This is a genomic window from Ruegeria sp. CI1 (assembly GCF_056536925.1).
This window is the reverse complement of the sequence record NZ_JBQFQP010000011.1, coordinates 133,315-155,646: the sequence shown is the minus strand read 5'-3', so window position 1 is coordinate 155,646 and position 22,332 is coordinate 133,315. Positions and strand designations below refer to the sequence as shown.

21 protein-coding genes, 1 tRNA gene and 2 pseudogenes are annotated in these 22,332 nt (G+C 55.6%); 10 read left to right on the top strand and 14 right to left on the bottom strand.

Features of this window, described 5'->3' with window-relative positions:
* Genes ACR0LZ_RS14670 through ACR0LZ_RS14660 form a run of 3 tightly spaced genes read left to right on the top strand, consistent with a single transcriptional unit; the run spans window position 1 to window position 3,012 of the window.
* A complete protein-coding gene (locus tag ACR0LZ_RS14670) occupies window positions 1-1,887 on the top strand; it encodes an AAA family ATPase (protein ID WP_480750579.1) in 1,887 nt (628 codons plus the stop codon).
* The gene (locus ACR0LZ_RS14665) at window positions 1,887-2,819 is read left to right on the top strand and encodes a hypothetical protein (RefSeq protein WP_480750578.1); all 933 of its coding nucleotides are present in this window, start codon (window positions 1,887-1,889) and stop codon (window positions 2,817-2,819) included. Before ACR0LZ_RS14670 ends, ACR0LZ_RS14665 begins: the two co-directional genes overlap by 1 nt.
* Window positions 2,820-2,832: 13 nt before the next feature.
* On the top strand, window positions 2,833-3,012 hold the full coding sequence (locus tag ACR0LZ_RS14660) for a hypothetical protein (protein ID WP_480750577.1): 180 nt from the start codon (window positions 2,833-2,835) through the stop codon (window positions 3,010-3,012).
* Between the two features lie 165 nt (window positions 3,013-3,177).
* On the opposite strand, the gene ACR0LZ_RS14655 is transcribed toward ACR0LZ_RS14660, so the two are convergent.
* Genes ACR0LZ_RS14655 through ACR0LZ_RS14645 form a run of 3 tightly spaced genes read right to left on the bottom strand, consistent with a single transcriptional unit; the run spans window position 3,178 to window position 5,082 of the window.
* Complete coding sequence (locus ACR0LZ_RS14655) at window positions 3,178-3,717, bottom strand: hypothetical protein (RefSeq protein ID WP_234162501.1); 540 nt, start codon at window positions 3,715-3,717, stop codon at window positions 3,178-3,180.
* Window positions 3,672-4,631, bottom strand: coding sequence for an SMODS domain-containing nucleotidyltransferase (locus ACR0LZ_RS14650; protein ID WP_480750576.1), 960 nt, complete (start codon window positions 4,629-4,631; stop codon window positions 3,672-3,674). Before ACR0LZ_RS14650 ends, ACR0LZ_RS14655 begins: the two co-directional genes overlap by 46 nt.
* A gap of 58 nt (window positions 4,632-4,689) precedes the next feature.
* Entirely contained in the window at window positions 4,690-5,082 is a 393-nt protein-coding gene (locus ACR0LZ_RS14645) for a hypothetical protein (protein ID WP_480750575.1), read from the bottom strand.
* A gap of 624 nt (window positions 5,083-5,706) precedes the next feature.
* Here ACR0LZ_RS14645 and ACR0LZ_RS14640 point away from each other — a divergent pair.
* The 6 genes from ACR0LZ_RS14640 (at window position 5,707) to ACR0LZ_RS14615 (ending at window position 10,298) form a co-directional block, all read left to right on the top strand.
* Entirely contained in the window at window positions 5,707-7,083 is a 1,377-nt protein-coding gene (locus ACR0LZ_RS14640; RefSeq protein ID WP_480750574.1) for a site-specific DNA-methyltransferase, read from the top strand.
* On the top strand, window positions 7,080-7,463 hold the full coding sequence (locus ACR0LZ_RS14635; RefSeq protein WP_480750573.1) for a DUF5681 domain-containing protein: 384 nt from the start codon (window positions 7,080-7,082) through the stop codon (window positions 7,461-7,463). The genes ACR0LZ_RS14640 and ACR0LZ_RS14635 overlap by 4 nt, the downstream gene beginning before the upstream one ends.
* On the top strand, window positions 7,345-7,836 hold the full coding sequence (locus ACR0LZ_RS14630; protein WP_480750572.1) for a DUF5681 domain-containing protein: 492 nt from the start codon (window positions 7,345-7,347) through the stop codon (window positions 7,834-7,836). The genes ACR0LZ_RS14635 and ACR0LZ_RS14630 overlap by 119 nt, the downstream gene beginning before the upstream one ends.
* 130 nt (window positions 7,837-7,966) lie before the next feature.
* Complete coding sequence (locus ACR0LZ_RS14625; RefSeq protein WP_480750571.1) at window positions 7,967-8,212, top strand: DUF3489 domain-containing protein; 246 nt, start codon at window positions 7,967-7,969, stop codon at window positions 8,210-8,212.
* Window positions 8,209-8,613, top strand: coding sequence for a DUF2924 domain-containing protein (locus ACR0LZ_RS14620; protein ID WP_480750570.1), 405 nt, complete (start codon window positions 8,209-8,211; stop codon window positions 8,611-8,613). The genes ACR0LZ_RS14625 and ACR0LZ_RS14620 overlap by 4 nt, the downstream gene beginning before the upstream one ends.
* A gap of 2 nt (window positions 8,614-8,615) precedes the next feature.
* Window positions 8,616-10,298 (top strand): recombinase family protein, encoded by a 1,683-nt coding sequence (locus tag ACR0LZ_RS14615; RefSeq protein WP_480750569.1) that lies wholly within the window; start codon window positions 8,616-8,618, stop codon window positions 10,296-10,298.
* A 364-nt stretch (window positions 10,299-10,662) separates the two neighbouring features.
* Here the strand turns inward: ACR0LZ_RS14615 and ACR0LZ_RS14610 are convergent.
* The 11 genes and pseudogenes from ACR0LZ_RS14610 to pyrH form a co-directional block, all read right to left on the bottom strand.
* Window positions 10,663-10,752 (bottom strand) — tRNA-Ser (locus ACR0LZ_RS14610).
* Between the two features lie 55 nt (window positions 10,753-10,807).
* Window positions 10,808-11,530 (bottom strand): alanyl-tRNA editing protein, encoded by a 723-nt coding sequence (locus ACR0LZ_RS14605; RefSeq protein WP_480750568.1) that lies wholly within the window; start codon window positions 11,528-11,530, stop codon window positions 10,808-10,810.
* Entirely contained in the window at window positions 11,520-13,958 is a 2,439-nt protein-coding gene (locus tag ACR0LZ_RS14600; RefSeq protein WP_480750567.1) for a DUF3772 domain-containing protein, read from the bottom strand. The genes ACR0LZ_RS14605 and ACR0LZ_RS14600 overlap by 11 nt, the downstream gene beginning before the upstream one ends.
* Window positions 13,958-14,992, bottom strand: a complete 1,035-nt coding sequence (locus ACR0LZ_RS14595; protein ID WP_480750566.1) for a cysteine synthase A — start codon at window positions 14,990-14,992, stop codon at window positions 13,958-13,960. The genes ACR0LZ_RS14600 and ACR0LZ_RS14595 overlap by 1 nt, the downstream gene beginning before the upstream one ends.
* 79 nt (window positions 14,993-15,071) lie before the next feature.
* Window positions 15,072-16,193, bottom strand: coding sequence for an NUDIX domain-containing protein (locus ACR0LZ_RS14590; RefSeq protein ID WP_480750565.1), 1,122 nt, complete (start codon window positions 16,191-16,193; stop codon window positions 15,072-15,074).
* A gap of 31 nt (window positions 16,194-16,224) precedes the next feature.
* Entirely contained in the window at window positions 16,225-16,665 is a 441-nt protein-coding gene (locus ACR0LZ_RS14585) for a TrgA family protein (RefSeq protein WP_480750564.1), read from the bottom strand.
* A gap of 15 nt (window positions 16,666-16,680) precedes the next feature.
* Window positions 16,681-17,889, bottom strand: coding sequence for a class I SAM-dependent methyltransferase (locus ACR0LZ_RS14580; protein WP_480750563.1), 1,209 nt, complete (start codon window positions 17,887-17,889; stop codon window positions 16,681-16,683).
* A 241-nt stretch (window positions 17,890-18,130) separates the two neighbouring features.
* A complete protein-coding gene (locus ACR0LZ_RS14575; RefSeq protein ID WP_480750562.1) occupies window positions 18,131-19,357 on the bottom strand; it encodes an aminotransferase class V-fold PLP-dependent enzyme in 1,227 nt (408 codons plus the stop codon).
* 260 nt (window positions 19,358-19,617) lie between these two features.
* A pseudogene (locus tag ACR0LZ_RS14570) lies at window positions 19,618-19,935 on the bottom strand (BCCT family transporter).
* A 50-nt stretch (window positions 19,936-19,985) separates the two neighbouring features.
* Window positions 19,986-20,228: pseudogene (locus ACR0LZ_RS14565) on the bottom strand (BCCT family transporter); the annotation flags it as partial.
* Window positions 20,229-20,297: 69 nt separating this feature from the next.
* Window positions 20,298-21,047: a UMP kinase gene (gene pyrH / locus ACR0LZ_RS14560; RefSeq protein WP_480750561.1), complete on the bottom strand. Its 750-nt coding sequence runs from the start codon at window positions 21,045-21,047 to the stop codon at window positions 20,298-20,300.
* 98 nt (window positions 21,048-21,145) lie between these two features.
* Here pyrH and miaA point away from each other — a divergent pair, with 98 nt between their 5' ends.
* Window positions 21,146-22,039, top strand: coding sequence for a tRNA (adenosine(37)-N6)-dimethylallyltransferase MiaA (gene miaA, locus ACR0LZ_RS14555; protein WP_480750560.1), 894 nt, complete (start codon window positions 21,146-21,148; stop codon window positions 22,037-22,039).
* The last annotated feature ends 293 nt before the right edge of the window (window positions 22,040-22,332 follow it).

Below are 22,332 nucleotides of genomic sequence, written 5' to 3'. Positions count from 1 at the left end.
ATGCGCCTAAGCCACATCGAAATCGAGAACTTCAAAGGCATCGGCACGAAGCAGAGCATCGACCTCGCGCCGATCACACTGCTCTTCGGCCCCAACAGCGCCGGCAAGAGCACGATCCTGCAGGCGCTGCACTACCTGCGCGAGATCCTCGAACGCAACAACCCCGACCCCGACCAGACCATCGCCGGCGGCCTGACCGACCTCGGAGGGTTTGCTACGCTCGTGCACAACCACGACCTCTCACGCCCGATCCGCATCAAGGTCCGGATCGACATGACCGAAGATCAGGGCAGCGAACGGCTCCTTCTAAATTCGGGTGCAAGCCTTCGTGACGATCGCTTCAACGAACTCGGCATCCGCTATCTGATTGGTGAGAATACCGAGTTGCAGGACTACGCGGTTGTCCAGGAGATTGGCATCGGGATTGAAGTGCGCTGGAGTGATCTGATCAACGCCCCTTTTGTGTCCCGTCTTGACGTCGAAATGGACGAGCAGGCCATCTGCTCAATAGTGTCGCCGGCGCAAGTCGGTCGGGCCATGGCAACAGATTTCAACTTCGAACACGCCCTGCTACAGCCGATTAGATACCCCCACGACTATCCGGAAGAAGACGAGAGGCTCGGTTTCCTGAATGTCCTGAGCGAGGATGGCGAGCTCCACAAAGAACGGGCCCTTTCAGTCGATTTGCTAGAAGCCATATGGCACCACTCGCGTGAAATGAGCTCGGTCATGGAGGAAATGAGCGAGCAAGAGATTGAAGACGCCGCTGACGGCTCCGCGTGGGATACAGATGTCCGAGTTGGCATTGAAACCGAGCTTGGCGCGCTTCCAGAAATCGATAAGCCGCTGGTCTCGGACCTCGTGGATCCGGATCGCGATCTTTCGATGCGCGCGTTTATGGCGGGTGGAGACGCAGCCGATAGAATAATGGACAGAACATTTGGCCGTTCCTCACGCATGACGCGTGACGAAAGCGACGCCTATGAAAATGCTCTGAAACACTACAAGCAGCAGCTCGACACAGTTGCAGGCCTTGCCGCGATCATGGATGAGCTGATCCTAGGACCTGTGCGCATAGTGCGAGACTACCTGGCCTCCGTGACCTACATCGGTCCGCTGCGTGAGATCCCGAGCAGAGGCTACCGCCCCCGCCTTTCGCCGGACGAATCCAGGTGGGCACAGGGGCTCGCCGCTTGGGATGTGCTCTACACGCAGTCCGGTGATGAGCTTCTGGACAGTGTGAACGAATGGATGTCATCGGACGAGCGGCTTCGCACTGGCTATGTGCTAGTGAAATCGGACTACAAACAAATCTCGACGACTGATGGCCTGCATCAATTGTTCAAGCGGGGGATCAACGAAGACGACCTCGGTGACCTGCAAGAGCTCTATGAGGCAATACCAACCAAGTCTGAAATCGGCCTGATGGATGTGATACGTGGCATCCCAGTCGCGCCCAACGACGTAGGCGTCGGGATTTCTCAGATGGTTCCAGTGGTTGTTGCCTGCCTGATGGAACCCGACGGGCTTGTAGCGATCGAACAACCTGAACTTCACATCCATCCCGCAATACAAGTGGGGCTAGGTGATCTGTTCATTACTGCAACAAGAAACGAAAAACCCTCTACGGGGCCTGAGCGAACACTATTGGTGGAAACTCATAGCGAGCACATAATGTTGCGCCTTCTAAGAAGGGTTCGCGAGCTGGGAGACAACGAGTTGCCGCCTGGCGTGCAGGGTTTAAAGCCGAGCGATATCTCAGTCGTGTATGTCGAAGCCACCGAGCGCGGACCCGTGTTCCGTAGGTTGCGAGTAAGCGACAGCGGAGATTTTGTAGACAACTGGCCGAAAGGCTTTTTTGAAGAGCGCGCCGAGGAGCTCTTCTAATGCACTATGAATATGCTGTTGAGCCTCAAGCCATTGGTTCGAGTTGGGAGAATTTCCGGTATCTCATTGAAAAATTCGGCTTCGATAAAGGCCGGCTAATATCTCAATTCCCCAAGAGTTGGTTTCGAGAGGTCTACGCAGCGGCAAATGCTCTGCCTCCAGTTCAAAAAAAGATGGTTGAAGAAGCCCTAAATCAGGCGAAAAAGAACAAAGTGGTTCGGAATGGTCGAACTTTTGATCCAGCACTTGGGTCGTGGCTGGACAACGCCTTGGCCCAACATAACCAGAAGCCATTTCATGCAATCATCGCCAGCCAAGTTCCGAAGGATGAGACTGAAGCGCTTTCCATCGATATGTTGGATGAGAGTGCACCTTTGATGAAGGTGCCCCATGAAAGCAATATTCCCAGGGATATTGAGTCGATAACTAATGCATTGCGTGGGCTGCTCCAGTTTGGGTCGAGACTGGTGTTCGTCGACCCATATTTTGATCCGTTCAACCAAAGACAAAGGAAACTCTTCCGCGAGGTCTTGCGTTTAGTCGGCGAAGTCAATCCAAGTGCCGTTTGTGAGTTCCATTATCGAAACGACACAAAGAAAGGGCTTTCGAACGAAATCCTACGACGTGAAGCAGCAACTCTATCTAGCGACATCATCCCTTCCGGGATGAAAATCTCCTTCTTTTGTTGGTGCGAAAAGGATGGCGGTGAAGACTTCCATGCGAGGTATCTGCTGACGGATAGAGGTGGGATCCGTGTCGATGCAGGTTTCGAGCCAGTTGGCAGTCAAGAGACGACAGACTTCTCAATAATGGACAGTGATCTGGTGCACCGGCGACTAGCAGCGATTTCCCCAGATGCGAGCGTCTACAAACTGGTCGGGCCAGCTATTTGCATCACGTCGGATGGATCGGTCGTATCGCTGGAGGACTAGTTTCAGCCGTCGGATGGCCTTGTATCAGGAATTTCTGATCGAGTTAATCCATCAGGACCCTGACATCACGCCAAAGGGGTTGCAGGGAGCCTTGGCCGATGCGCATGACGTGACCGCATCTGTCTGTGGTATTGATCAAGCGTTCAAGCGGCTGGGATATGTGAGGTGCCTTGCGTTCGACTCTATGGCCTGACCCTGGCCCAGAAAAAGGCACTGCTCATTGCTGACAACAAATCGGCCCTTAACGCAGGCTGGGACATCTAGATTTTGAACGAGTAGATGCTCGAGCTGATTGACGATGGTTTTGAACTAGAGGTGAAGGGATTCGAGATCCCTAGCCATTCTAAGCGCTTAGTGACTATTCTTCTGGATCAGGATCGTAGTCGCCGGATTTCACTTTGCGCTGCGCAGCCTTGAAGCAAAGCTCGGGCGGGGTCAGCGAGCCTTTTCGGGCTTCGTCCAGTTGGGACAGCGCTGACTTGGCTTCCTTCTCGAATTCATCGTAAGGCTTGTTCGACCACACGTTGGCTGCACGGCGCAGAGCGCCTTCGGCGTTTTTGAACGCACCCGCTTTTTCGGCATAGGCCTTTATGGCATCATCGAGGTTCAGCGCCTTGACGGCGCCTGGCAGGATCACGGCAAGCAAGGCCAATCCTGCGATCACAAGCTCCATATCTTCGCGCGATGATAGCACTGTGCTCGCAGCCGCCGCGCCCGAGGCAGCAGCGAGAACCCACAGCACGGCGCGCGCCATCTTCAGGGCGCGCAGCCAGATGAAGAAGCTCGTGGACGTGTAAAGCGTGTTGCGCGCCTGTTCACGGCATTCCTTGACGAGCGCCGCATGCGCCGCTGCTAGATCACCATTTCGGGGATCATTGTTCCGAATATCTTCTGCCATTCACTACCCGCCAAGAGATTCATGTTCTCGCGCTCATACTCGCAAGCCCTGAACGCACGCTGATGTGCGCTTTCTGCCTTGAACTTCCACGCATCGCCGAGATCGATCCATTCATTGATACCGCCTGGCATGAAGAAGCCGCCGCCCGCGCGCGAGATCACGTGTGCGAAGACATCCCGCACAATCCAGTCGAACCAGAACTCGTCATGACTGCCCCAGCTGAGGCTAGGCAGGGCTTCGCCGATCAGCTGTTCAAGGTGGAAGGACTTGATTGGCACGTTGCAGTGCCGCTTCCACTGCTTGAATATCCGCACCAGCTTGCGGTGGTTGCCCCGCAGCGTCTTGTCCGATCGGTCGAGAATGCCGATCTCGGCTAGTGGATCGACCTGCTTCCAGCGACCGCCGTTGTTCGTATCGCAGGTTATTAGACCGCGATCCACTGCGAGGAACGAAGGGACTACCTCGACCGTGATGCTGTTGAAGCCGACCACGACGACCTGTCCATCCTGACGGATAGCGGTCTGCGGATAAGTCGTGGTGAGAACATCCTTCACATGGTTCAGCAGCTGTGATTGCTTGTTGCCGCTGTAGGCGTTGAAGCGGTGATAGATTTCGACGGGAAGAGCGAAACATAGATCAATATCGGTCGGCGGATGAATCGCAGTGTGCTTTCCCCACGATCCCGCCACGACATAATGGTCGATGCTGCTCTCACCCCTAAAGAAGCGGTTCAGCGACTTGATGACCCCCTGCGCCTTGGTGTTCGCGTCCTCAATGGCTGTGGACCGAAGGGCGAGATTGGCCTGAAGTGCCTTGAAGCGCCGCGTGACATAGAGCCATCGCAGCGGCTCGGCGCTGTTGCTGATCAGCGAAGGGGCGAGGCCAAGACCGTTCATCTCTGATGATGTAAGCATCGCCGATCTCGTTGCCAAGAGGGCGGCGGGCGCAAAATGTAGTATAGCCCCGCGCGTTCTAAGGGGCTTTCGCTCTGTGCTTCTTCAGCCTCATGGCTGCGGCAGAAACCTCTTTGACCAATTCACGCCCTTGGAGCGCGAGCAAATAGGCCTTTTTGTCGATTTCTGCTTGGGTCATTGTGCCTTCGGCCATCGCGTGCATCAGATCGTTTCGTTCGTTTTTCCAGTCGTTGATCTGCGTTGCTGGTAGATTTTCCGAAAGCAGCTTGTCCGTACCTGCTCGGCTCATTAATTCTCCGAGCTTTGGCCCAAGCATGGTAATGGGTTTATTTGAGCCGCTTTTGCAAACTCCACCGCTTTGCCTGAGCATCGAAATCAATCGATCCTCCAAAAGCGCATAAGCATACCAAGACGCTTCTAGGTAAAACCCTTTCTCAATCGCGTCGTTCATCCTGTCATGGAAGGTCTCGAATAGCACTCTCTTGGAATTCATAGCTTTACTTCTAATGGCCTTCTTCTGACGTGCTTTATGCCGACCATAACAGATGGATCAAGCCTGTCGCCAAGATAACTCTTGCTGAACAGTGTTTTGCGCACCGCTTCGCGGACGGGCTGTCGTGAACTGAGCCCGCCGGCGGCGGTCTCGGCCATGCGTCAACCGGCAATGTCGTTTTGATCGTCAGCGCTTCGATATGATTACCTCCGGAAGTGATTGAACCGTCCAGCCTTGGAAATTGGGACTTCGTTCCAGGGCTGACTCAGAGCGAAACGAAAAGAGAACACTGAAGATTCTGCATAAGCCATTTATATGTTTGGAGTTTTTTCCTTGCGTTTGATCGATCACAACCCCATCTCTTTTCCATCCACCGTTCAGAGCCAGATATGGCTTCCGAACGATGGGTCGAACGGCGGCGAAAGAGCCGTTCGCAGATCAGGTCACCCTGATCCTTCGTGAGCGACCCTGAGGGTCCTGCTTACGCATCAACGGAGAAACCGCGGTGTTCAGCACCGCACGAAAGTTTCGAAGGAGCCTTCCGGGCAGTCCGGCGGGCATGGTGCATGAGGAGGACCTACTGTGCCGAATGCGAAGACCGGGGCGAAGAGCCCGAACCTGCCGGAAACGCTCCGGCTCAAGATCACCTACCGCAAGGTGGAGGATCTTAAACCCTACGCGGGGAACGCCCGCACACACTCTGAAAAGCAGATCGAACAGATCGCAGCGTCGGTCCGGCAGTTCAATTTCGTCAACCCAGTTCTGATCGATGGTGACGACTGCATCGTCGCCGGGCACGGCCGCGTCCTTGCAGCGCGCAAGCTCGGATACAACGAAGTGCCCGTCATTGAGCTGGCGCATCTCAGCGAGGCCGAACGGCGCGCTTACGTTATCGCCGACAATCGCCTGGCCGAGCTGGCGGGCTGGGATCAGGAAATCCTTGCGATCGAATTGCAGGCGCTCTCGGAGATGGAACTCGATTTCGACCTCGAGATCACCGGGTTCGAGACCGCAGAGATCGACCTGCTCCTTGAAGACGAGGGTGAGGGCGAGCGTGACCCTGCCGATGATATCCCTGAGCCTGCCGTTGGCCCCGCGATCACCCGGCCCGGCAACATCTGGCAGCTTGGTCGCCATAAGCTGATCTGCGGCGATGCGCTGCATCCAGATACCTATCGGCGCCTCATGGGCGGCGAGCGCGCCCGCGCTGTCTTCACCGATCCACCCTACAATGTGAAAATTGATGGCCATGTCTGCGGATCCGGAAAGGTGAAGCATCGCGAATTCGCCATGGCAACGGGCGAGATGGACAAGGCTGGCTTTACCAGCTTCCTCCGCGATGCGCTTACCTCAATGGCTGACGTCAGCCTCGATGGCGCCATCCACTTCGTTTGTATGGATTGGCGCCACATGGACGAACTGAGCGCAGCCGGTGCCGAGGCCTATTCAGAGCTGAAGAATCTGGTGGTGTGGGCCAAAACCAATGGCGGCATGGGCACTTTCTACCGCTCCCGCCACGAACTGATCTTCGTCTACAAGGTCGGCACCGCAAAACACCTGAACACCTTCGGTCTTGGTGAAACTGGCCGCTATCGGACGAATGTCTGGGACTATCCTGGCGTCAACAGCTTCGGAGGCAATCAAGAGGATCTGGCGCTTCATCCGACCGTCAAGCCCACAGCACTTGTGGCGGATGCCATCCGCGATGTAACCCGCCGCGGCGACATCGTGCTCGACGGCTTCGGCGGCTCGGGCACCACGCTGATCGCGGCCGAACGTACGGGGCGTGTGGCCCGTATGATCGAACTCGACCCGCTCTATTGCGATGTGATCTGTCGGCGCTTTGAGGCTCAAACGGGCCGGCCCGCGCGTTTGATTGATACCGATCAGACCTTTGCCGAGGTTGCGCATGACCGCGAAGACGAGGCCAACACCGCGACCGTGGAGGCCGCCGAATGACAGACGCGAAAACCCCCAAGGTCGGCTACAAGAACCCGCCTGAACATGCACAGTTCAAAAAAGGTAAGTCTGGCAATCCCCGTGGTCGCCCGCGCAAACGCGAAGATCTGAACACGGTGCTGAACCGGGTTCTCAACCGCAAAGTCCGGGTGAAAGACAACGACCAGAAACTGCCGATCCGGGATGCGTTGATGTGGAAGCTCCGCGATCTGGCACTGAACGGTGACAAGCAAGCCATGGCTCTGCAGCGGCGCATCATCGATGAGTCCGGTATCGCCGATCCCGATGCCTATTCGCCGGAAGAGGAAAAGAAGCAGATGCTCCGCGCCCTCAAAAGGATCAGCGAGTACATGGATCAGAAGGGAAAAGACCGTGAGTAACAAAAGTAATGTCGGCTATGCCAACCCGCCAAAGTCCACGCGCTGGCAGAAAGGACAGTCCGGGAATCCCAAGGGTCGACCGAAGACGAAGTCCGAATTCATGGTGGACGCTGCGCAGATCCTGACCCAGCCCGTCGACGCCCGCGCGCCAGACGGCAAGACGGTCCGGTTGGACGGCATCGAAGCTGCCTATCTCGCGCTCTGTCGGAAAGGTCTCAAAGGGCACAAACCGTCGCTGCTCGAAGCAATCCGCATCATGTTGGAAGTCGGCCCAGCCGTACAGGCAAAAGAGGAAGAGAAGAAGAACGAGAGGCAGGAAATGGTGGAAATGTTGGAGCGCTTGGGAGTGAAATTTCCCAAAGAATCTGAATAGAGCGACTAGCGCACCTCAGGACTGGACTTCGTGCGCGACACGAGCGCCACTGTTCCCAAGCCCGGTCGGACCCCGGGCGCATCTCGGTACCAGGGCCGGCATCCCGCTGGCCTCGAAAACCGAGGAAAAAATGTCCAAATCCAAATCGACCCCTTCGCGCGAGACCAAGAACGCAATCCTGCGCAAACTTCTGAGCCGCAAAGCCGGTGCGGATCTTGCTGCCCTTCAGTCTGCAACCGGCTGGCAGCCGCATTCGGTCCGAGCCGCGCTCAGCGGGCTTAGAAAGGCTGGGTACGGCATCGATCGAACGGACCCCGCCAAACCCGGCGCTAGAGCCGTCTACCGCATCACCAGCGGCCCGGAGAGCGCGACATGAGGCTCTCTCTGGCCGAGATCGAAACCATGGACCGGGCGGCGCTGATTGCCGCCTGGAACAAGCTCTTTGGCACACCCGTCCCGAAACGCCTGAGCAGCCCGTTCCTGCGCCGGTATTTGGCATTCGAGATACAGGCAAAAGAACGCCGCGGATTGCCAAAGGGCTTTGTCGACAAGCTGCAGAAAGCGACCCGCGATGACAGGGGCACGACCAGCCCCGCCCTGAAGCCCGGCGGCCGCCTCATCCGGGAATGGAATGGCGTGACCCATGTGGTCGATGTCATCGACGGTGGCTTCGTCTGGAATGGTCAACGTTATGCGTCGCTGTCGCCGATCGCCCGGGCCATTACCGGGGCCCGGTGGTCAGGACCGCGGTTCTTTGGACTGAAACGGACGACCTGAGCATGACCAAATCACAGATTCGCTGTGCCATATACACCCGCAAATCCTCCGACGAGGGACTCGACCAGGACTTCAACTCGCTTGATGCGCAGGCTGAGGCCTGTGCCGCATATATCGCCAGCCAGCGGCACGAGGGCTGGGTTGCGGGCAAGACCCGCTACGATGACGGCGGTATCTCCGGCGGAACATTGGACCGACCCGGCCTACAGCGCCTTCTCGCCGATATCGACGCGGGCTACGTCCAGATGGTCGTGGTCTACAAAATCGACCGCCTGACCCGCTCGCTTGCCGACTTCGCCAAGCTGGTCGAGCGCTTCGATGCCGCCGGCTGCTCCTTCGTCTCGGTCACCCAGGCCTTCAACACCGCCTCGTCGATGGGGCGGCTGACCCTGAATGTGCTCTTGTCCTTCGCGCAGTTCGAGCGAGAGGTCACGGCAGAGCGGATCCGGGACAAGATCGCGGCCTCCAAGAAGAAGGGGCTCTGGATGGGCGGCGTGCCTCCGCTTGGGTACGATCCGCATTCTGATCCGAAGACCCGCGGTCTCGTCGTCAACGCCGACGAAGCGGAAACAGTGCGGAAGATCTTCGCCCTCTACGATGACCTCGGTTGCCTGAACGCTGTCATGCGCCGAGCCAATGGTCTGGGCCTGCGCTCCAAGCGGCACAGCTTCAAGTCTGGGCGCGTTCAGGGAGGCAATCCGTTCTCGCGCGGTCAGATCTACGCATTGCTGCGCAACCCGATCTACATCGGCAAGATCCGCCACAAGACGCAGGTATGGGATGGGCAGCATGAACCCATTGTCGATGAAGCGTTTTGGGAGCGGATCCAGGAAAAGCTACAGGCCGCCAGTGCACGACCGCGGGGTCGGAAGACTGCTGCTCGGCAACTCGGTGCCAGGCCTATCGCACCGCTCACCGGGAAACTCCGTGATGAAACCGGAGATCGACTGACCCCGACACACACCCGGCGTCATGGACGGCAGATCCGATACTACGTCTCGAACCGGCTGGTCTCAGGAGGGACGGATCCCCAAGGCTGGCGATTGCCCGCGTCGGCACTGGAGCAGGCCTTGGCAAACGCCATTGCAGGGCACATCGGCGAGGTCGCCCGCCGGCACCAGATTTGCGCAAAACCCGATCTGCAGCGCAACGATGCCATCAAAGAAAAAGCACGACGACTCGCCAGTCGACTCTCAGAGGGCGCGCCCGATCTCCTGCAGACAATCCTGGACAACGGGCAGATCGAAAAGCACCATATTCTCTTGAAGCTGAATACGAATGGATTAGCCGAGGCGTTGGAAATGCAGCCCAACGAGATTGACCGCGCGGTTTGCTCGATCGAGGCGCCCTTTGAACTGCGCCGACGCGGTGTCGAAGGAAAGATTATCGTCGGCGACAGTGAGCCCCAACCAGATCGCACGCTGCTTCGCGCTCTTTCCCGTGCGCATGTCTGGGCAGCCGACTTGCGCAACGGCAGGCCCCTTGGTGAGATCGCCGCGGCGACGGGTCATGTAGAATCCTACATTCGCACCCGATCGCAACTAGCGTTCTTGTCCCCCGCGATCCAAAGCGCGATCCTCGAGGGGCGACAACCGATAAACCTGTCCCTCGAACGGATCATCCGAAAACCGGTGCCGCTCGATTGGGTTGCCCAAGCGCGATTGTACGACTTCGAAAGCGGCTAGTAACTATCCCTGATCTGGACGTGGCGTTCCCTGTTACTCCGAACAATTTCCCTGATAATCGCGAAAATGTTCCCTGTTAATTTACGCAGGGAATTCTTGCGCAACGCATTGATAACGCGCACAGATTCAGGGTGAAAAACTGCTCAAGAGGTCGAAATCCGAGGAATTTCCCTGTTAATTCCCTGTTAGCAGGGAAATTTGGCCCTAACCGAAGCGCCAGATGGTGCCTCCGGAGACAGTACACAGAAATCGCGCCAGCTCGGGGGATTGCGGTAGTCTCCCTGGCAGATGGCACAACCCAAGCGCCCGATAAAACGGGGAAAAACAGGGAAAGAAAGGCTGTGCTGACAGAGATAGGGGTGGGTGGCGGAGAGACAGGGATTCGAACCCTGGAGACGGTTTCCCGCCTACACACTTTCCAGGCGTGCGCCTTCGACCACTCGGCCACCTCTCCATGCCGGGGTTATTTGGACGATTGGATTGGAATTTGCAAGGGTAGATTCCAGTGTTTATTCATCAAGATGCAAGTAGACACGCCGGTTCCGTTTGCCTTTTTTCTCTATCTTTCCTAGCCTGATACGCCCGATTTCGGCAGTTCGAGCCACATGGGTGCCACCACAGGGCTGCAGATCGATCTGCTGGTCTCCCTGACCGATTCTAACCAGTCTGATCCTCCCGGCTCCTCTGGGGGGAGAAACGGACATCGTTTTGACCAAACCAGGATTGGCATCCAGTTCCTGATCCGTGATCCAATCCTCGGTTACTGGCAGATCCCTGTCGATCAGCGACTGCAACATACATTCGAGCGCTTCTTTGTTCTGCGGCGACTCCGGCATGTCGAAATCCAGACGCCCCTTTTGAGCCGCGATCGCCCCTCCGGACACAACCAGTGGAATCACTACAGACAAAAGATGTAGTGCGGTGTGAACCCGCATGTGGCCAAAACGTCGTTCCCAGTCCAATTCCTGCCGGACCTCAGCCCCAACCGGCGGTAATGGGCTAACGGCCGTCGGAACCAAAACGATACTGTCACCCTCACCTTTGACAGTTGTTCGGATTTCTGCAGATTCATCACCCCAGATCAGACGCCCCGCATCTCCTGGTTGACCACCGCCCGTTGCATAGAACAGACTTCGATCAAGTGTAATTCCTCCTGTCTCGGTCAAACCAGTTACGTGAGCAGTGGCCCGACGCATATAGGCGTCCTGGCGGAATAAGAGTTCAGTGTTCATCACCCTCCCCCGCCTCCATGTCGACCTCTGTCATTTGAGCTGGTTTGGTCTGGGCCGTCCCCTTGGCCGGTTCAGTTTCGTCCCTGGTCGGATCAGGCGAAGGGCTATCCCGGTGTTGCAAGACTTCCGGATTGCGCAGCCAGACATCGCGCTGCGCAAACGGGATTTCGATGCCTTCTTCCGCAAAGCGCCGGTTTATTTCGTGATTCATGTCGGATTTCACCGACAACATCCAATTCACGTCACGCAAAATCGCGCGAATTTCGAAATCCAGCGAGTCCGCACCGAACCTCTGGAACACGACGCTGGGTGCAGGGTTGGCCAGAACCATTGGGTGCGCATTGGCGATTTCGCCAAGAATTTTTTCAACTTTGCGAGTATCTGTCCCGTAGGCAACGCCAACCGGAACGATGACGCGCCCAACTGTGTTTCCACGCGTATAGTTTGTGACAACTCCACTGATCAGATCCGAATTCGGGACTATCACATCGGAACGATCAAAAGTTTCAATCCGCGTTGAGCGAACGGAGATGTCACGCACATACCCCATCATTCCATTGACATCGATCCAGTCGCCTTTGGAAATAGGGCGTTCGACCAGAAGAATGATGCCAGAAACAAAATTCGAGACAATCGTCTGAAGCCCGAAGCCAATACCAACGGACAACGCACCGGCAACAATTGCCAGATTGGACAGATCGAAACCCGCAACAGTAATCGCCACCAGGGCGGCCAGAAAGATTCCGACATACCCCGTTCCGGCGACAATGGCGTTCTGGCCTCCCGGATCAATCTTGGTTTTGGGCAGAAGGGAGTTCCGCAACCCGCCCTGCAGCAGTCGTGTCAGACCGAACCCGATTGCGAATATAGCGATGAATGTCAGGAAGTTTTTGGGTGAGATCGTGATACCACCGATGTCCAATCCCAACAGCATGCGAGACCAAAGTTCTCGCAGATCGGCTTCGCGGGCACCCCAGTACAGCGCAAGGATCGGAAGCGCCATGATCGACAGGAAAAACCCTATTAGCACTGTAAAGAGCGAATCCTTCGCAGAATCGCCTTGCCCGCTTATCCACCCGTATACGCTTCCCATAAAGCGTTGAAGAATAACGAATGCCGCGATCAAAGCTAATGTCTTTACCGCAGGAAACACGATCCCTTCAGCGGCATTGGAATAGCCCAAGGCCGCTAGAATTGGTGAGGCAATACCAAGCAGGAACAGACCGCGACGCAAGGTTTCTATCAATTGGCTGAAGCCAGCGGCGCGTACCGATGTTTTTACACCCTCGTCATTGTCGAGTACTTCGCTCTGGCGAATCTGCCGCATCCGCAACAAAACCAGAGAGGTCGCCACAATGGCTGGAAAACCGGCGACAGCGCGTGTGGCATCAGAAATGTTTTCGATCTGTTCGAAGAGATTCACTAGATCATGCAGAACCAGCAAAACGGCCAGAAGCCCAATATGCACCCGAAGTTCGCTAATCTGCGCCGCTGAAAGTCTTTGGAAATGATTGGACGATCCCATCAGGAAAATTTGGCGTCCGATCCAGTCGAAATAGAGGATTGCTGCTGCCCAGTATGGAACTTTTTCAAGTAAAAGTGTGCCACGCAGCCCCATGATTCCACTCAATGACACAGCTGTGGTCAAACACAAAACACCCGCCCATGGCAAAAAGATACGAAAAAGCGATACTACAAACGTCCAAACACCTGAGCCGCTTCCGCCGAGAGAGCGCAGATAGGCACCAAACGTTTCGACCCACCGTTTACCGCGCCATAAAAGAACAAACGCGATGAGAACAAGAATTACAATGGCCGGCGCGCGCTCCTGAAACCGTTCACGCGCGACATCGGTCCTGATATTGGTAAGGATTTCGTTGACCAGAGCATGCGACGCCTTGCTGATATCGGCCCAGGCACTCGGCCAGTATTTCGGATTTAACGGCGACGGGCCGCGAGACAGCAGTTCTTTGGTTTGTCTCTCGCGAATAATGCGGTCAATCTCGTTGATTAGCCCGTTTGCGCGATTGTAAGCCTCTTCTGAAATGATCCTCGGAACACGTAACTTGTCTAGTTGATTTTCCAAGTGGGTGCGCAGCCGCGCAATATCTGGTGGTTCTTCAGACCCGTCTTCGGGTTTCGGACCAAGAGCCTTGATCTGGCTTTCAAGTGTATGAATCCGGTCTGTATTGGCGCTGCGGGCCTTATTGAACGCATCCCGGTAAGTACTGATTTCAGTCCGCAGGTTTTCCATCGCTGCGTTCGAAGCCCGGTCGGCCTTAACAACGCCTTCCGCACGATCCGCCGTCTTGACCCACCCACGATAGTATTCGGACTGAGTTTCCGACAGCTGCGCTTCGGCCAGACTGAACAAGCCAAACGCCAGAATTGCAATTGCCCCGAACAGATTCCGGCCTAGCCAGGACATCACACGTCCTCAAACACACCCGGAATACTGCGGGGCGCTTCAGTCATCCAATCAGGAACCGGCAACTCCTTTTCACGCAAGAATTCCGGATTGAACAGTTTCGATTGATAGCGGGTTCCATAGTCGCACAAAACGGTCACAATCGTATTGCCCGGCCCCATGTCTTTTGCCATGCGGACAGCACCCGCGATGTTGATCGCTGTCGACCCACCCATCACCAGCCCCTCTTCGCGCAACAGATCGAAGATGTATGGCAACGCCTCGGCATCCGGCACCTGATAGGTAAAATCGGGTTTGAACCCTTCGAGATTCCGCGTGATACGAACCTGGCCGATACCTTCGGCGATGGACCCCCCCTCCATCGCCAATTCGCCGGTGGTATAATAACTGTAGAGTGCTGCACCCATCGGATCTGCAAGACCGATCTTGACGCCCTTTGGTTGCAACGCCTCTGCCACGCCGGCCAGCGTTCCACCCGATCCCACGGCACAGATGAATCCGTCAACCTTGCCGTCGGTTTGCTCCCATATTTCAGGGCCCGTTGTTTCCACATGCGCCTGACGGTTGGCTAGGTTGTCAAACTGGTTGGCCCAGATCGCACCATTGGGTTCAGTTTTGTTAAGCTCCTCTGCTAGACGCCTGGAATAGTGCACAAAGTTGTTGGGGTTGCGATAGGGTGCGGCGGGCACCTGCACCAACTGCGCGCCGGCCAGTCGCAACATATCCTTTTTTTCTTCCGACTGGGTCTCGGGAATAACAATCACTGTCCTGAATCCCATCGACGCTCCGACCAAAGCCAGCCCGATGCCAGTATTGCCCGCCGTTCCCTCGACGATCGTGCCACCGGGTTTCAGATCTCCGCGCGCGATGGCATCACGTATGATGAACAATGCGGCGCGGTCCTTGACCGACTGACCGGGGTTCATGAACTCGGCCTTGCCGAGAACTTCGCAGCCCGTTTCCTCGCTGACGCGGCGCAGCCGGATCAATGGTGTTTTTCCGACGGCATCCGCCAGGTCGCGTGCAATGCGCATAGGTCCCTCTTTCGGTCAGTTTGGAGAAAAGATGTAGCGTTGCCCCCGCGCAATCTCAAGCGGTCTGAAATGACCTCTGCTAATTCACTTCACGCAATCTCTCTCGGTTTCGAAACAACCAATGCGCCAATGTCAAAAGCTGCAAATTCTTAACTCGGTGGCTATCGACCATTTCGATTAGTTCCTTGAATGGCAGAATGCGGCTTCTGATATCCTCACCTTCCGAGGCCAGACCACCATTGTCTGCGGTCTTTGTCAGGTCGGTTAATCCTACAAACAAATGTGCGTACTCGGTTGACGATCCGGTTGAGGAATAGGCGCCCCCCGCATATTCGAGACGATCCAAAGCGACGTGAGCCTCCTCCAGCGCCTCGCGGAGTGCAGTTTCCTCGGGCGTCTCTCCAGGGTCAATCATGCCCGCAACGGGCTCCCATACCCAGGGTTCCGGATCGCCAATCATGTAGACAGGTGCACGGAATTGCTCGATTAGCAGCACCGTATCCCGGATCGGGTCGTAAGGCAAAACAACCGCAGCCTGCCCTGTCATCAGGGAGTTTCGACTGATTACCGGTCCCAAGGTGCCATCGTGCTGCCGGTGCTGAAGCAGAACCTCTTGCATGCCAAAATACTCGAAATACGGGTAGTTCCGTCGATGCAGAACTACATCCCGACTGACATCCCGCAGATCACCCGTGCGTCGTTTCTTCGCGGCCACTTGCGCCCAGGCCCGCATTCGGATTGCACCAAAATTCCTGTCGATCTCCTCGGAGGTTGCACGACCAAAATAGGCCATCACCTCCTCTGCCGCATATAAGGTCATTTCTCCCCATTGATCCACCCATTGCTGCAACGACCAACGAGTTCCACGCGACCAGCGACCTGGTTCAGGAAAAAAGATCTGGGCATTCTGCTGCGAGCCGTTGGGTAGCCGCAAATTGCGGGATTCCAGATCATAGGCAAAGCCGCCCTCGTAGAAAACCAGGCGCTGAATGTCTTCTTCTGACAACCCCCGAACCAACACTCCCTCAGCCTGTGCCTCTGGCTCCTCAATAATGACGGGAAAGACTTGGTCTTTTACTTCGTATACCGCGTGACCTCCCAGTGACGCAGGTGTTAAATCAATGGTTGCCAAGTCCCGCCCCAGCACACGTTCTAGCAATGGCGCAAAGCGAAGCGTTCCGTAAAAAAACAGTTCAGTCACAGATTCGAGCTTTCAGTGGTTTTGACCGCGTTTACCGCCAGCGCTTCCAGGCCGCCTCAGTAAGCACTCCAGACAATACACCGCCAATCAGCAACGTCCAGATGATATGCGGCACGAGCAATTGCTGCCCGAATTCGACTCCTAGTGTAAAGATCGCTAATACAGCTTCGAACGGGCCGTCAAAACGGTGCCGCATGGCCAGCCTGAACATTTCGTTGGTTCCCTGAACGAACAGTCCCCAGAACACCAGCGCGGCCATTCCTGTCAGACCATTGTTGATAGCCCAGGTGGCGCCGCGGCCCGCGCGCCGACCCATGATGACCCAACCACAAATGATCCCCAAGCCAATATTCACGTAGGTGAACTTCCCGAAATTGGTGCCTTCTGGAGCTTGATCAATGATCTGTCCGGACACGATAAAAGCGAGCACGGCCAGACAAAGGGCTGCGACGAGACGAGAAGCTGTGGGCATGAGCGGTATCCGGCTTTAGTTCGGTCTGGCAACTGTGATCTGTGTCACATCGCAAATGCCGGTGTCAAAGGCTGCGCCGCAAGAGGTGAGATAAAAATTCCACATGCGGCGAAAACGCTCATCAAACCCCATGGCGGAAATCTGATCCCACCTGTCATTGAAGGTCTCGTACCAGCGGCGAAGGGTCAAATCATAGCTTTTGCCGAATTCCTTGGACCGCACAAAACACAACCCCGCCCCGTCAATTTGTTGGCGAAGGACGGCAGGGGCGGGCAACATTCCACCGGGAAAAATGTATTTCTGAATGAAATCGATGCTGTTCCTATAAATTTCCCAACGTTTGTCCGCGACGGTTATGATCTGCAACGTGGCCGATCCTCCGGGTTTCAGACAATCGCGCAACGCATTGAAATAAACCGGCCAGTACTTTTGCCCTACCGCCTCGAACATTTCGATTGATGCAATACCGTCATACGAACCTTTCTCGTCACGATAATCCTGCATCTTAAAATCAACGAGATCGGAAAGTCCAGCATTATCAATACGTTCCGATGCATAGCTGAACTGCTCTTCACTAATTGTCAGTCCCGTCACACGCAACCCACGCTCCTTGGCTGCGTATTCCGCGAACCCCCCCCATCCACAGCCAATTTCCAGAATATGATCTCCAGGTTTGGCCCCCATTTCATCGACCAGACTGGCATATTTGGCCGTCTGCGCTGTTTCCAGACTTTCCTGCCCGGTTTCGAAAATCGCACTGGAATACGTCATCGTTTCATCAAGCCAGAGGCTGTAGAAATCATTGCCCAGATCATAATGGTACGAGATGTTCTTTCTCGCCTGCTGCTTGTGATTGCGTTGCAGCCAGAACCGAAATTGCTCATAGGCCCGCGCCAGGAAATGACCGGGAAACCCGTCATAAACAGTTTCATTGTCGAGATTGACCAGATCCATGAATGATCTCAGATCAGGCGTGCTCCATTCTTCATCAAGATAGGCGTCCGAAAATCCAAGATCGCCCTCGCGTATCAGTCGCGCAAACACATCTGGATGATGAATGTCGATCCGGGCGACTGGCCCCGGTTTCGTTCCTTCGGCCCGAAACACGCGCCCATCTGGCAATCCAATGTCCAACCGGCCGGCTTTCATGCCATCCAGCATTTTCATGACTTGAGTGAAATATCGCGGCAGGTTTTCCTGCCCTTCAGTCGATGTCAGGACCATCCGCTCTCCCCGCTGCGAAGTGCTAACAGGCTAAAAGGAGATTGGATTTCTGGCAAGATTTGTCTTTTCTACTTTTTTTAACCTCAAACGGAGAGTGGATGAGTGTGGATTTATCCTTCTAATAGCCAACAGAACGACTGAATCAGCAGGAAGTTTTCGCGCGGTGGCTGTGGAGCTGAAAGCTGATCCGCGCGCGCTTCATATCTTACGATTTGCCGAAACGCGCGGCAGCGGAACGCCATCACAAAACGCGATCCAAAGCTTCCAGCAACCGGTCGATTTCGTTCTTAGACGTGTAGTGCGTGAAGCTTAGCCTTAAGACACCAGTATCCGGATCAATGTTCATTGCCTGAAGCGGGCGGACCGCGTAAAAATCACCACTACCTGCCATTATGTTGAGCTTGGCAAGCCCTTCAGCTGCCGCGTGTACCGAACTGTTCAGTGCTATTGCGACGGTTGGCGCGCGCCGCTCCGCCGCGTCGGGCCCGATCAGGCGAACTGCATTTCGATTTTTTACTGCATCCAAAAGCGGCTGCAACAACGCAATCTCGTGAGCCCGCATCAGGTCATGAACATACGCCCCTCGGTCAGCCGCGTTCGAGGTAGGGCCTCCGTGATGATCGCACAGCAGATCGACATAATCTGCCATGCCAGCGCTGGCTGCAATCTGCGCATGATCCGGCCCTGCCGGAGTAAACCGTTTGTACAGAACGTCGGCGTTGAAAAAATGCGCCTGGTTGGGCAGTAACTCGCCCAGCCTTCGACGGATCACCATGCAACCTTGATGCGGCCCATAGGTCTTGTAAGCCGAGAACAGATAGATGTCGGGGCCAAGCTCTCCGATATTGGCAAAACCGTGAGGCGCATAGGAAACGCCATCGACGCATACGTAAGCCCCGGCGGCGTGGCAAACCGCGGTGATATCGGCCACAGGATTGATCTCACCCACCACGTTCGAACAATGCGGAAAACACACCAAACGAACTTTTGAATCCAGAAGCCTTTCCAGGTCCTCAAGGGCGAGCGATCCCGAATCCGGATCGATCCGCCATTCCCTGATCTCGATGCCGTCATCCGCAAGCCGCCGCCACGGGCCTGAGTTGGCCTCATGATCTTGGTTTGTTACCACAATCGCATCACCTGGATTCATCCACTGACGGAACGCCTGCGCCAGCACATAGGTGTTTTGCGTAGTCGACGGGCCAAAGCTCAGCTCATCAGTCTCAACCCCCAACAGAGCCGCCATCCGCGTCCGGGCCTCGTCCATTTCAACCCCGGCAAGGCGGCTTGCCTCGTATGGACCATAGGGCTGGACCTTGCGCTGAGTGTAATACCGCGTCAACCGGTCGATCACAGGTTTACATGTATAAGACCCGCCTGCATTCTCGAAGAACGCCTGCCCCTCAAGGCTCGGTTCGGAAAATGCGGGAAACTGGGCTCTGACGAATTCGATATCCAGAGTGCTCATTGCAAATGTTCTCCTCAATCATGTTCCACGTCTCGCAGATTTGCCCGCACATGATTTCGGACAACTCCGACGACATGGCAGGTCTTCCAGCCGAGCTGTGGCCCCTATGTTTGAGTTGAGGGAACACTAGCAGTCTTTCGGACAAAATTCGTGGTCCGAAAGACGGTGATAGCTAGCCCGTAACATCGATGCAGGTCAAGCGCCCAAGCCGCAAAAGCCCCGGCGAATTGCCGGAGCTTTCAGAGGATATCAACGAATGATCAAAGTTCGTGCTTTTCTCGGATCAAACCGATGAAGATGGACAGGCACATCAAAACCAAAACGATGGCAAGCGGAAAGCGGGTCGCAATAGCGACCGCTTCCAATGCCCCCAATCCGCCGTCCAACAGCAGAACAACAGCGATTACCCCTTCTAGAATACACCAGAAAACCCGTTGTGTAGTTGGCGCGTCGGTCTCGCCCGCTGTGAACGTGTCGATCACCTATGAACCCGAGTCAGACGAGGTGGCAAAGAAGATGACCACCAAAATGATACCCGCGAAGGACAAAAACCCGGTTAGCGGGAAAGCTTCGAACATCTTGAACTTTTTCAGCTCCAAAGCCGCATCATTCTAGTGCCTGTCCGGTTCCCGACACCACCTGATCCAAGGCCGAAAATGGTCGCGAATACCGCCAGTACGTCGACGATGTGTCCCAGCGGACCCCAGGTCGCCTCTCCGAACAACGGATAAAACACCGAACGCATTGTCAGCGGCAGCCTGTAATTTAAGGCAAAATGCTAAAAAACTAACGCCAGCGCAACAACCGCATTGATCGCCCACGGGTGCAGCCCCCAGTGGAAGATTGTGGCGGCCATCGTCAAGTTTTTCGCGGGCAGTCATGCAACAAAATGAGCTAAATCCAATATTGTTCCGGCTCACAACTTGCTGATTGGTGCAGATCAGCCCTGAACCCGGGTATAGGTCCCCTCACCCGCCAGAATACCCCGGAACCCACCAGGTTCGTCCAGCGAAAAGACGATGATCGGCAAACTGTTGTCCCGAGCCAGCGCAATGGCCGATGCGTCCATTACTCCCAATCGCTTAGCCAGCACATCGTCATAACTCACGGTGTCGTACCGCTTGGCATCGTCAAACTTGGCTGGGTCCTTGTCGTAGACTCCGTCAACCTTGGTACCTTTGAAAATGGCTTCGCAGCTCATCTCGCTCGCACGCAGCGTTGCGGCGGTATCTGTGGTGAAGTAGGGGTTTCCTGTTCCGGCAGCAAAGATGCAAACCCGCTTTTTCTCCAGGTGGCGCACCGCGCGGCGGCGGATATAAGGTTCACAGACCTGATCCATCGGAATGGCCGAAATGACCCGAGTGAACACACCCAGCCCTTCCAGTGCAGATTGCATGGCCAGCGCATTCATGACGGTGGCCAGCATGCCCATGTAATCCGCCGTCGTGCGCTCCATCCCCTGCGCCGAACCGCTGAGGCCGCGAAAGATATTACCGCCGCCGATCACCATGCAGATTTCGACACCCAGATCGTGCACTGATTTCACTTCCTCGGCAATTCGCTGAACCGTCGGTGGATGCAGGCCGAATCCCTGGTCCCCCATCAGCGCCTCCCCCGAAATCTTGAGCATGACCCGCTTGAACTTGGTCTGCGTTTGCGGGGTAGTTGCTTGGATGTTGGAAGAGGTCATGTTGCGCTCCGCTGCGGCACCGGTTTATTTCCGGCGCAAAATGAAGCAAAAGCCGATCAGGTTCAATGCAACATCACAAGGAATGAGGCGTACAACAAATGGTGGCGGCTTTTGCGGCAAAATTGTTCGAAAACCTGCCTGCGATTCCCGATGACAAACCGGTTCTCATCGCGGGTCCGACCGCGTCAGGAAAATCGGCCCTTGCGCTAGAAATCGCAAAACGCCACGGCGGCGTGATCGTCAATGCCGATGCAAGCCAGGTTTATGATTGCTGGCGCGTCATCACTGCCCGTCCTTCAGCCGCAGAAGAGGCGCAAGCCCAACATCGACTTTATGGTCATGTGCCTTATGACGTCTCCTATTCCGCCGGCCACTGGTTGCGTGAGGTGACCCCCCTGCTTTCGAACGGCGCACGCCCGATTATCGTAGGGGGGACGGGGCTCTATTTTCTGGCGTTGACCGAAGGATTGGTCGATATCCCGGCCACTCCGCCCGAGATACGTGATATTGCGGACGCAATGAGTCTGATCCAGCTTCTGGCTGACCTCGACACAACGACCGCCAACCGAATCGACAGACAAAACCGCATGCGTGTACAACGCGCCTGGGAAGTTTTGCAGGCCACGGGCCGTTCGCTGGCGGACTGGCAAAGCGAAACTCCTGACCCGGTTTTGCCCCTCAGCGAATGCGTTCCGATCGTTTTTGATGTCAACAAAACCTGGCTGCAAAATCGCATCTTCAGACGATTTGACCAGATGCTGGATCAGGGTGCGCTTGATGAAGTTCGGGCTATGCAGGAGCGTTACAATCCTGTGCTCCCTTCCTGTAAGGCCATCGGCGTTCCGGAATTGATTGCATACCTGACCGGAGCACTGACGCTTGATCAAGCACGGGAAAAAGCTGGAATATCGACGCGCCAGTTTGCCAAACGTCAGCGCACATGGTTCAGGGCACGTATGAATAACTGGTATCGTTTTGATTCGGCTCATTGAGTCCACAGGCCGCTGAATCTTGCCGAAACTCTGATCTTTTTCGTTGCATCCCGGGATCTGTGCGTATCACTAAGACGGGTCGAAACCAGCCCAGAAAACCAAAGCGAACCCAGTGCTCAAGCCCATGTGGTAACCCCCCGCCAAAAAACGACATTTCTTTTTACAATGTCGTTTTTGTCCCATTGATGACGATTCCTATCATTGACCTCGCGGCATTTCTGTTGCCGAATACGGCCATGGGGATGCGAAGGTTCCACATGACGGAAACGATTTTGGCGGCTGAAACTCGTCGG

Bases quoted from the DNA above. Each gene is read 5' to 3' on its own strand.
- ACR0LZ_RS14670 (WP_480750579.1), top strand. From the start codon at position 1: ATGCGCCTAAGCCACATCGAAATCGAGAACTTCAAAGGCATCGGCACG.
- ACR0LZ_RS14665 (WP_480750578.1), top strand. From the start codon at position 1,887: ATGCACTATGAATATGCTGTTGAGCCTCAAGCCATTGGTTCGAGTTGG.
- pyrH (WP_480750561.1), bottom strand. From the start codon at position 21,047: ATGACCTCTTCCAACATCCAAGCAACTACCCCGCAAACGCAGACCAAG.
- miaA (WP_480750560.1), top strand. From the start codon at position 21,146: ATGGTGGCGGCTTTTGCGGCAAAATTGTTCGAAAACCTGCCTGCGATT.
- ACR0LZ_RS14600 (WP_480750567.1), bottom strand. From the start codon at position 13,958: ATGTCCTGGCTAGGCCGGAATCTGTTCGGGGCAATTGCAATTCTGGCG.
- ACR0LZ_RS14605 (WP_480750568.1), bottom strand. From the start codon at position 11,530: ATGAACACTGAACTCTTATTCCGCCAGGACGCCTATATGCGTCGGGCC.
- ACR0LZ_RS14645 (WP_480750575.1), bottom strand. From the start codon at position 5,082: ATGAACGACGCGATTGAGAAAGGGTTTTACCTAGAAGCGTCTTGGTAT.
- ACR0LZ_RS14655 (WP_234162501.1), bottom strand. From the start codon at position 3,717: ATGGCAGAAGATATTCGGAACAATGATCCCCGAAATGGTGATCTAGCA.
- ACR0LZ_RS14620 (WP_480750570.1), top strand. From the start codon at position 8,209: ATGAGGCTCTCTCTGGCCGAGATCGAAACCATGGACCGGGCGGCGCTG.
- ACR0LZ_RS14575 (WP_480750562.1), bottom strand. From the start codon at position 19,357: ATGAGCACTCTGGATATCGAATTCGTCAGAGCCCAGTTTCCCGCATTT.
- ACR0LZ_RS14595 (WP_480750566.1), bottom strand. From the start codon at position 14,992: ATGCGCATTGCACGCGACCTGGCGGATGCCGTCGGAAAAACACCATTG.
- ACR0LZ_RS14615 (WP_480750569.1), top strand. From the start codon at position 8,616: ATGACCAAATCACAGATTCGCTGTGCCATATACACCCGCAAATCCTCC.
- ACR0LZ_RS14660 (WP_480750577.1), top strand. From the start codon at position 2,833: ATGGCCTTGTATCAGGAATTTCTGATCGAGTTAATCCATCAGGACCCT.
- ACR0LZ_RS14650 (WP_480750576.1), bottom strand. From the start codon at position 4,631: ATGCTTACATCATCAGAGATGAACGGTCTTGGCCTCGCCCCTTCGCTG.
- ACR0LZ_RS14585 (WP_480750564.1), bottom strand. From the start codon at position 16,665: ATGCCCACAGCTTCTCGTCTCGTCGCAGCCCTTTGTCTGGCCGTGCTC.
- ACR0LZ_RS14580 (WP_480750563.1), bottom strand. From the start codon at position 17,889: ATGGTCCTGACATCGACTGAAGGGCAGGAAAACCTGCCGCGATATTTC.
- ACR0LZ_RS14630 (WP_480750572.1), top strand. From the start codon at position 7,345: ATGAGTCCGGTATCGCCGATCCCGATGCCTATTCGCCGGAAGAGGAAA.
- ACR0LZ_RS14625 (WP_480750571.1), top strand. From the start codon at position 7,967: ATGTCCAAATCCAAATCGACCCCTTCGCGCGAGACCAAGAACGCAATC.
- ACR0LZ_RS14635 (WP_480750573.1), top strand. From the start codon at position 7,080: ATGACAGACGCGAAAACCCCCAAGGTCGGCTACAAGAACCCGCCTGAA.